This window comes from Endozoicomonas sp. ISHI1 (assembly GCF_024606225.1).
In the GTDB taxonomy this organism is placed as follows: domain Bacteria; phylum Pseudomonadota; class Gammaproteobacteria; order Pseudomonadales; family Endozoicomonadaceae; genus Endozoicomonas_A.
Map to the genome: position 1 here is coordinate 1 of NZ_JAGRPU010000079.1, position 9096 is coordinate 9096.

Genomic DNA, 9096 nt, shown 5'->3' on the forward strand with positions numbered 1-9096 from the left:
ACTTCAGACGGTGAAAAATCCGGTAATCCAAGGCATACCAAACGTTACGAGCGAAAGCTTGCCTACCTCCAGTGTCAGATGTCAAAAAAGCAGAAAGGCAGCAGCAACAGAGCCAAAGCAAAGCTCAAGGTTGCTCGCCTTCATGCCAAGATCGTCGATTGCCGGATGGATGCCACTCACAAGGCATCCCGCAAACTGATTAACGAAAACCAAGTGGTTTGTGTAGAGTCTCTGAACGTGAAGGGCATGATTAAGAATCCAAAACTAGCGAAGCATATTGCCGATGCAAACTGGGGAGAATTTGTCCGACAGTTGCAATACAAGGCTGTGTGGGCAGAAAGAAAGGTTGTACAGATAGACCAATTCTTTCCAAGCTCCAAGCGTTGCTCTGGTTGCGGGTTTGTTCATGAAAGTCTGCCGTTGTCTATTCGTGAATGGAGGTGCCCAGAGTGCGAAACCCATCACGACAGGGACATTAATGCAGCCATTAATATTAAAACCGCCGGGCTGGCGGGGTTAGCCTGTGGAGCGACTGGAACGGGGATGGCTGCGTAAGCAACCATCTAGGGAAGGCGTGTTGAAACAGGAAGCCTTTTAGGTGACTAACGGGAATCTCGCTCCTTCAGGGGCGAGAGGATGTCAAAATGCCATGCATGGAAAGTTAATGCGCCTGAGCTTTACGAACGATCCGGGTTAGCTCACTATAAAGCCTTACACCAAAAAGGAGTGTTTGTAGTGAAGGATGCGAACGGCTGGATTGAGGCACTGTCGCTTCAGCCTCACCCAGAGGGCGGTTTTTTTCGGGAAACTTATCGCTCCGATGAAGTGGTAGCCCGAGATGGCCTGCCGGATCGGTTTTCCGGGGAGCGAAACTTTTCGACGGCCATTTATTATTTGCTTGAGGGAAACGATTTTTCAGCATTTCATCGTATCCAGCAAGATGAAATCTGGCACTTCTATGACGGTGCATCGCTGACCATCCATGTCATAGCTCCGGATGGCAACTATTGTGCGGCAATACTTGGAAGAGATATTTACAACGGAGAGGTTCCGCAGTTTGTCGTGACTGCCGGTTGCCTTTTTGCGGTGGAAGTGAACGACTCCTCCTCATTCGTTCTGTCTGGTTGTACCGTTGCACCGGGCTTTGATTTCGCTGATTTTGAAATGCCTTCAGCTACGCAACTGCTGAGTCATTTTCCACAGCACGCTGCTCTGATTGAGCGACTGACACGGTGAAGGCAATGAGAAAACGTACAGTGCTATGTTCATCGGTAATGCATTGGCTGATGGCTTAAATTTTGTTAAATGCCTTGTCCCATTCATCAGCGAAAAGATAGCCCAGGGTATAGGCGTTTTTTTCTTCCTTACTGACGGCAAGGAATATGGATGAGTTATATGTAGACATGTCGTGTATATCCATGGCCACGAGGTCATTATTTTGAGCTTCACCCAACTTGTCGATACAGGTGCTATGGGTCACTAGAATCAGATTTTTGCCTTCTTCCTTGTATTTGAAAATATCTTCATAAAGGTTTTCTTTGCAGCCTTCACGTAACCAGTCTTGACTGGTGGCTTTCTCACCAAACATCAGGTTAGCAGTCTGATGGGTTCGTTTGACAGGGCTGTTATAGACGACGGTTGTCCGATTGGGCAGATGATCAAATTTTTGTCCGACGGCAATAGCCTCTGCCTTACCCGGAACTGTGATGCCTGTTGCTCCATCAAGGCACAGGTTGTCAGAGCGGTCACAGCGTTCAGCGTGTCTGACCAGTGTTACGACGTTGCCTTGGTACCAGTGAGTCTGTAGATCAAGCAGTCTCTTCTCGTCTTCAGCCAGACTAACCGTAGGCTCTGGCTGCAAATGCAACCAGGTGGCTGATACTGAAACTGCCAGACTTAACAAGGCAATCAATGACTTTTTAGGCATATTAATTAAATGTTGTACGACAATTTTTTGGGAGAGGTAATGTATCGAATCACTATCTCTCGACAATAGTGCTGATCAACACAGAATAAGTGAAATATATTTCGGTATTATGACGAAAGCGCACATGGGTAGCGAAATGTCACTTATTGGGTTTGTGCCTGGTGCAATCTGGAATATAAGTGGCTTGCTGTTTTTCTAAATAGGCGCAGTTTAGACTCAATCGTCCTGACTCTCTATACGGAGGACGAATGAGCTCAGGCTATAGAGTCAATAATACAGCCAGAGTGGCCACCACACCCAAAGCAGAAGTCACAATGGCAGCACCTGCTGAATAACGGTAGCGTGTTTCTTTACTCAGGGCTGCGCCTGTATTCGAAGCTGTGGGCGGAGTGACCGGTTGGCAGATTTCTGTTTCAAAGAATAGCTGACCTTCAAGGTTGACCAGCCCATTGCAGGCAGTAGAAGTGGAATGATTGTTAGCGATCCAGGTATTCACCATCGGGTTGCTTGTATAAGGGGTGGGTGTTGGCATGACAACGCTTGAAATCTTATAACTGTGGCACAGGTCAGATGCTTTATGTTCGGCCAGTTTTTGGCGAAGATCTTCCAGTGATTTGTGGACTGCTTTCAGGCTGGATTGGTTCAGGGGTTGCCACCATGGATTGCTTGCCTGCAGGCGGTTACAAGCCAGGTTCAGTTCAAGTCCTCCCCAGACGGTGATGGCCGTCCGTGTTGCTTTGATGTAATTATCAATCATGTAAAAACGGGGAAGACCTGCTTCGACCGCCCCAGAACCTTCGGTATCTTTGACCCCGGCAAGAACAAAAGCACCTTTGCGAGAAGGGTTGCGACGAGTGAAGCCGACATTGGAAATGTCGACTTCATTCTCGATAACGTCCATGCTGCTTCCGGGAGCCATTCTAAACTCACCCGCTTGTGCCATATTGCCCATAAAAGTGTTCGATATAACGATTAATTGTTCTGTCTGGTTTCTGATGCCAGGTAGATGAATCAATATCCCCATGTCCGGAATTAAATGGGGCAAAGGGTTGTGAATCGTGCTGTATTTTTTACCTTCGATCAGGTTTCCGTAAATCTGCAAGCCCGGGCCCCGCATCCGATCATCGGCAGATGCATCCAGGGACTTCCTGCAATCAAGAACAACCGCAGCCCGGACAGAAAGATGGATATCGTTTGCGGCTAAAATCAGTTTCCGGTTGTAGCACTCTGCAAAAACAATGGAGTCAATTGAGAGGCGGTTATTTTCTCGGGTTGGCCGAAAGGCAATGTATTGTATTCGGCTGCTTTTTGTTTCGTCAGGCTTGAAGTCGTCGGTGGTTCCGATCCCGAGCATATATTTGTCTTTAAATGCTGGCCGATTCCTGATGATAGCGAAACCCAGATCAGCCGCTCCAAGAATGTCCTGACCGTTCTTCAAACGTATGGCACTGCTGACAAAGTATTCAACCGGGGTTGAAGCGAACACAGGCGTTGTTGTAAGTACAGGAGCAATGGATGGAGAAGCTGTCGTTGGAGTGACCGTTTTGGAGGAGAGTAATATAACGGTGTCCTCAGGTATCCGTTCTATCAATTCATTTAAATTTTCTGCCGGGTTGGCACTGAGAATAATACACTGTCGGTTGTTAACAAATGCTGAATCCACTTTTAGTCGTTGCTGAACCCCCGTCGTTTGCCGTGAAAGCATCGTCGGATCAAGAAGAGAGTTACACGATACTGTCATTAGCAGTGGGGAAGGTGAAAAGATTGTGGTTGGAGATTGAGTCGATGTTTCGGCCATCAGACTCAAAACATTCAGGCATAATACTGGAACGATGAATCGAGCCAGCAAAGGCTGCAGCTTAATCATGTGATAAACTTTGAAAAAAATGTAGGTGAGAAGCCTAGACGTTGTATTTATACTTCTCCACACAAGTTATGCGCGAGCTCGAAATGAAGGCACATGATTCTGCCCATGTGTCAAAACAGTTGTAGAAAAAGCGCTTTACCCAGAGACTGATGGTTCCTGAATTCAGGATTTACACCCACGATAAACGCGCTTGACCCACTATAGTCGGTCAAGCGCGTTTATCATCAGCTGCCTTCCTTGGAGAGTTCAGAGATTTCTTTCAGACGAGCCAGAACTTTGTAATTGATGGAGTCTTTAGTGTACTGACCACGGCTGTTCAGTGTGCCAGGCTTGCAGCCGGTCAGAAGCTCCATAGCTTCGTCAGCATGATTGACCGCGTAAACACTGAAAGTGCCAGCTTTTACGGCATCGACGACTTTCTGATGAAGCATCAGGTTTCGGAGGTTTGTGGCAGGGATAATGACACCTTGTTCACCCGTCAGGCCACGGGCGTTACATAGATCAAAAAAGCCTTCAATCTTTTCATTAACACCGCCAATAGCCTGAACTTCGCCATGCTGGTTCATGGAGCCGGTGACGGCAAAGCCCTGTTTGATAGGTGTATTGGTCAGAGCGGATACCAGGCAGCAAAGCTCAGCCAGAGTTGCACTGTCACCGTCAATGTAGCCATAGGATTGCTCCATAGTCAGGCTGGCTGAGATAGCCAGGGGAAACTTCTGGGCGTATTTGCTGCCCAGATAGCCGGTCAGGATCATGACTCCCTTGGAATGGATGGCCTGACCCAGGGAAACTTCCCGTTCAATATCTACAATGCCCTGGGATCCAGGATAAACGGCAGCCGTAATTCTAGCTGCAGAACCAAAACTGGTATCGCCAATGGACATGACAGTGAGCCCGTTGATCTTACCGATCTTTTCTCCTTCGGTATCAATCAGGATACTGCCTTCAATCATCTCATCGAGAATCTGCTGGCTGACTCGGCCAGTGCGTTCAGACTTGGCGGCCAGAGCCCGATCAACATGCTCGTTGTTGATCTTGCGGCCACGGCTCATACGACGAATGAAGTCTGCTTCTGCCAACAGGTCGAACAGATCACCGATCTTGGCAGAAATTTCACCCTGGTGTTCAGCCATTCTGGAGCTGTGTTCGACGAGACGGGCGACAGCAGCAGCCGTCAGGGCCGGATAGTTTTCATCATCTGCCCGGTTTTTTAACAGCTGTGCAAAAGCATGTACCGATTCCTTGTCTCTGGCAATCCGGTCATCAAAGTCGACCAGAACTCTGAATATTTCATGGAAATCCGGATCAAGCTGTTGCAGCAGATAATAAATATCTCTGGAACCGACAAGGATGATCTTGACGCTGAGAGGGATGGATTCCGGATTCAGGGTGATGGTATTAAGTAGACCCATCTCTGAGTATGGAGATTCAATGGTCAGCTCTCTCTCTTTCAGGGCTCTTTTTAGCGCCTCCCAGACAAAAGGTTCTTCCAGCAGTTTGTTAGCGTCCAGCAACAAATAGCCGCCATTGGCTTTATGCAGAGAACCAGGGCAAATCTGTCGGTAATTGGTCACGAGAGCGCCCATTTCACTGGCGTATTCAATACGACCAAACAAGTTCTTGTAGTTAGGGTGGGACTCATACACGACAGGCGCAGCACCGCTGGCAGAGTGACCAATCAGCAGGTTAGGTGCATAGAGTTCAACCAGAGACTGTCGTTTGGTTGAGTCATCCTTGGACTCCATATTGCGGTCGTCAGCAAGAATATCAATCACAGTTCGGTGCAGGTGATTTTTAACCGCCTCAAGATATTCTATTACCGACTTGTGATTGTTGTACTTTTTTTTCAGTGACTTGAGCAGAGGCTCCAGAGCCTGATCAATGGTTTCCTGATTAAGCTTCTGCAGCTTTTCGTTGGACTCTCGTTTCCATTGGGGCAGTTCAACCAGTGAGTCGTTCAGTATAGATTCCAGTTCACTGATATCCTTGTTAAATTTGGACCGTTTTTTATCCGGAAGCTGGGCAAATTCCGTCTCGTCCATAGCCTTACCTTGATGCATAGGGGTAAAGCTGAGGGAACCGGCTTCGCGGAATAGGGCTATGTCCCGCTTCAGGGCTTCTTGTTCAATCTGATCAATGACGTGGTCGTAGCTTCGGTTGAAGTCGCGCTCAATGACGCTTTTCCTCTGCTGATAAGTCGGGTTTTCAAAGGCGGCCGGAAAGGTCAGCATGAGACTGTCAATAAACTGGTCAAAGTCTTTCTGTAAAGGTTCACCCGCGCCTGCCGGAAGCGTTAAAATCTTTGGTTCACGGGTATTGTCGAAGTTATTAATGTAAATCCAGTCGTCTGGTGGCGTCTGGCGCTTGGCTTCAGATTCCAGGTATTTTCTCAGATAGGACATCCTTCCCGTACCGGACTCCCCCATTACATAGATGTTGTAGCCCGTTCGATGCATGGCGACGCCGAACTGAATGGCGCTGGTTGCTCTTTCCTGGCCGAGGATGCCGACGTATTTCTCAAGATCGTCGGTGGACTTGAACCCAAGTTCTTTGACCGGCTGTTTCGCAATGAGTTGACTGGTTGAAAGTTTAAGCTTTTTCACTAAGGCCTGCCGTTAACTAATGAGTTCTCTGAATTACTTGTATGTTGCAGAGCGTTGAAATGATCAATCAAAAGCAGCTCTACTTTGATGGATTGTTAACCTCCCGGAAAAACCATTAGCCGGTAGGCTGTCAGGTCATCAGTCTCTTCGGATAACCCGTAGGGATAGCATAATGCTTTTTTTATCCCACTGTCATGAATTCTGTTGCCAATTAAGGTTGGAGGATAAAAGCAGCTTTTTTAACGGTTATTTGTTACAAGAACGTGCTTCTCATTTTCTGAGGAATAGCGTTAACTTAAACGATGAGATATTCATTGCGATAGTTGAAGTGACGTCGAGAAAAAATTGTCCGATTGCTTCACAATAGAAAGTTGTGCATTAGTATCGGGTTGTTCGTGTATGCATCTTTCCGAAGGTCCTCTGAGGTTGCCAGGAAATTGAGGTCATCATGTTAAGATTTCTGTCATGCCTGCTAACAGCGTTCTTTATTTTTGCATCACTCAGTGCTCAGGCTTCAGCGCAAGTGGTTAAAGAATTGCAGAAACTGGTGGGAAGTTTGCCTACGGGTAGTGTTCACTCTATCCAGGTTAAGGACCCTGCCAGTGGCCGGGTTATTTTTGAACAGGGGGCCGATCATAATCTGGTGCCTGCCAGTGTTCTGAAAGTAATGACGGCTACACTGGCCTACGAGGTTCTGGGCGATAAATTTCAATACACCACCCAGCTGGTGACTCGGAACGGACCTATTCGAAAAGGTATCATCAATGGGCCGGTGGCTCTTGTGTTCAGTGGCGATCCCTCTTTAAAGCGGAAGCATCTGGATGAGCTCGTTAACCGGCTGAAAAAGCGCGGGATCAAATCGATTCATGGTGATCTCTGGCTCGATGGTGCAGTTTTTTCAGGTTATGACCGTGCTGGTGGGGTGAGCTGGGATGATCTGAATATCTGCTTTGCCGCGCCGGCAGCGGCCATGATTCTGGATCGAAACTGTTTCTATGGCTGGCTGAAGCCGGGTAAAAAAGAAGGTTCCACAGCTACCATCCAATACGATCAGTCAGACTGGTTTCTGGCTGTTGATAACCAGGTACGTACCCGTTCTGAAAAGAGCTGTCAGCTTGAAGTCCGCCCCTCAACGGAACAAGAATATCGTCTACAGGGCTGCATCAGTCCGAAATCAGCGCCTGTCCGCCTCGCTTTCTCTGTGAATGATGTTGAGAGGGCGGTTAAGCGATACATCAAAGACCAGTTGCAAAAAAAAGATATCCAATTAAGAGGCAGAGTGATTGTGGGTCGTCCTGATTTGGATATGCCTTTTGTCCTGGCAGAGCATAGGTCTGAGTCTTTGCCTCAGCTGCTAAAGCCGGTGTTGAAAAATTCTGACAACTTATACTCTGACAGCATTTTGAAGACGGTGGGTTACGAAACCTCTGGCAAGCCAGGGTCCTACGCCTCCGGTATTCAAACAGCGCGGGAAGTATTGGGAGGTAAAGGTGTAGGCTTTGGAACCAGCAGGTTGGTAGACGGCTCAGGGCTTTCCCGATACAACTTTATCAGTGCGTCAACTTTGGTTGATATCCTGATGTTTGGCTGGTCACGATGGGGAGAAAGAAGCCCCTGGCTGAGCGCTCGTGATCGCAAGGAAATGTGGTTCAAAACCGGCTATATGAGTGGTGTAAGCAGTGTCGCTGGTTATGTATTCCAGTCTGATGGAAAGCCTCTGGTGTTCGCTGTGATCCTCAACGGTCTGATGCCGCCTCTACCTGCCAGTCGTGAACAAATGAAAGCTTTTCGCAAAGATATCAGAAGCTTCCGTCGTTCGTTTCTAAAAGCTTTGACCAGGGAAGGAAAGGTTTAAATCAAATTTTCTTCCCCGTTTTCGAAGTTTCCTTTACCTTTCATGAATCAGTCAGCGACATTCGTCGTAGGATTATGCCGCTGTTGCTATCTCCAATCCTGGAATAATAAATGCGCCTCCACTGATCTGGGCATGGCTCAGAAGGAAACGTTCATGACGAGCACGCAGCGATCCATTGAAACACTGTTCAAAACGGTGATTGACAATCGGGTCGAACAGCGTACAATGCACCGCCGCTGAGACGGAAACGCAACGCTTACTGGGTAAGCAGGTGCGGTCACAGCGAGTTGAAAAGCGTGTCTCATTGAAAAGAATGATCGCTTGACAACTCACGGCGCCAAGGTAATATGTGTGCCTCGCTGAACAGCGCTGACCGCTGATTCAGCTGGTTAAAAGCTCCTTGTTTTAACCTCGTTCTTTAACAAATTATCAGACAATTCGTGTGGGCGCTTGTGCGAATGGCATCGGTCAACAGAGCTTTGCTCTGGAATGATTTAAATGCTGATCAAGCAAGCGAACATACTCGTTAATTCTACTGTCTTCACAGACAGTTCAATAAATGTGACGTTTAATTGCAAGATTGAGCCGTTGGCTTGTTCTTCGGAATAGCTGACAAAACGATTTAAACTGAAGAGTTTGATCATGGCTCAGATTGAACGCTGGCGGCAGGCCTAACACATGCAAGTCGAGCGGTAACAGGACTAGCTTGCTAGTTGCTGACGAGCGGCGGACGGGTGCGTAACACGTAGGAATCTGCCCGGTAGTGGGGGATAGCCCGGAGAAATCCGGATTAATACCGCATACGCCTCAAGAGGGAAAGCAGGGGATCTTCGGACCTTGCGCT

Annotated in this window: 6 protein-coding genes and 1 rRNA gene; 4 read left to right on the top strand and 3 right to left on the bottom strand. The window is 47.8% G+C overall.

Going from position 1 to position 9096, the window contains the following annotated elements:
• Both KBW69_RS22840 and KBW69_RS22845 read left to right on the top strand, forming a co-directional pair.
• A partial coding sequence (locus tag KBW69_RS22840; protein ID WP_257282413.1) for a transposase occupies positions 1-555 on the top strand: 555 nt, incomplete at its 5' end.
• 81 nt (positions 556-636) lie between these two features.
• The gene (locus tag KBW69_RS22845; protein ID WP_257282414.1) at positions 637-1236 is read left to right on the top strand and encodes a cupin domain-containing protein; all 600 of its coding nucleotides are present in this window, start codon (positions 637-639) and stop codon (positions 1234-1236) included.
• A gap of 55 nt (positions 1237-1291) precedes the next feature.
• On the opposite strand, the gene KBW69_RS22850 is transcribed toward KBW69_RS22845, so the two are convergent.
• The 3 genes from KBW69_RS22850 to KBW69_RS22860 all read right to left on the bottom strand — a co-directional run bounded on the left by KBW69_RS22850 (position 1292) and on the right by KBW69_RS22860 (position 6397).
• A complete protein-coding gene (locus tag KBW69_RS22850; protein ID WP_257282415.1) occupies positions 1292-1927 on the bottom strand; it encodes a histidine phosphatase family protein in 636 nt (211 codons plus the stop codon).
• A gap of 259 nt (positions 1928-2186) precedes the next feature.
• The gene (locus KBW69_RS22855; protein WP_257282416.1) at positions 2187-3794 is read right to left on the bottom strand and encodes a hypothetical protein; all 1608 of its coding nucleotides are present in this window, start codon (positions 3792-3794) and stop codon (positions 2187-2189) included.
• Between the two features lie 224 nt (positions 3795-4018).
• On the bottom strand, positions 4019-6397 hold the full coding sequence (locus KBW69_RS22860; RefSeq protein WP_257282417.1) for an ATP-binding protein: 2379 nt from the start codon (positions 6395-6397) through the stop codon (positions 4019-4021).
• A 448-nt stretch (positions 6398-6845) separates the two neighbouring features.
• Here KBW69_RS22860 and dacB point away from each other — a divergent pair, with 448 nt between their 5' ends.
• The gene (gene dacB / locus KBW69_RS22865; RefSeq protein ID WP_257282418.1) at positions 6846-8252 is read left to right on the top strand and encodes a D-alanyl-D-alanine carboxypeptidase/D-alanyl-D-alanine-endopeptidase; all 1407 of its coding nucleotides are present in this window, start codon (positions 6846-6848) and stop codon (positions 8250-8252) included.
• A 624-nt stretch (positions 8253-8876) separates the two neighbouring features.
• A 16S ribosomal RNA gene (locus KBW69_RS22870) occupies positions 8877-9096 on the top strand; the annotation flags it as partial.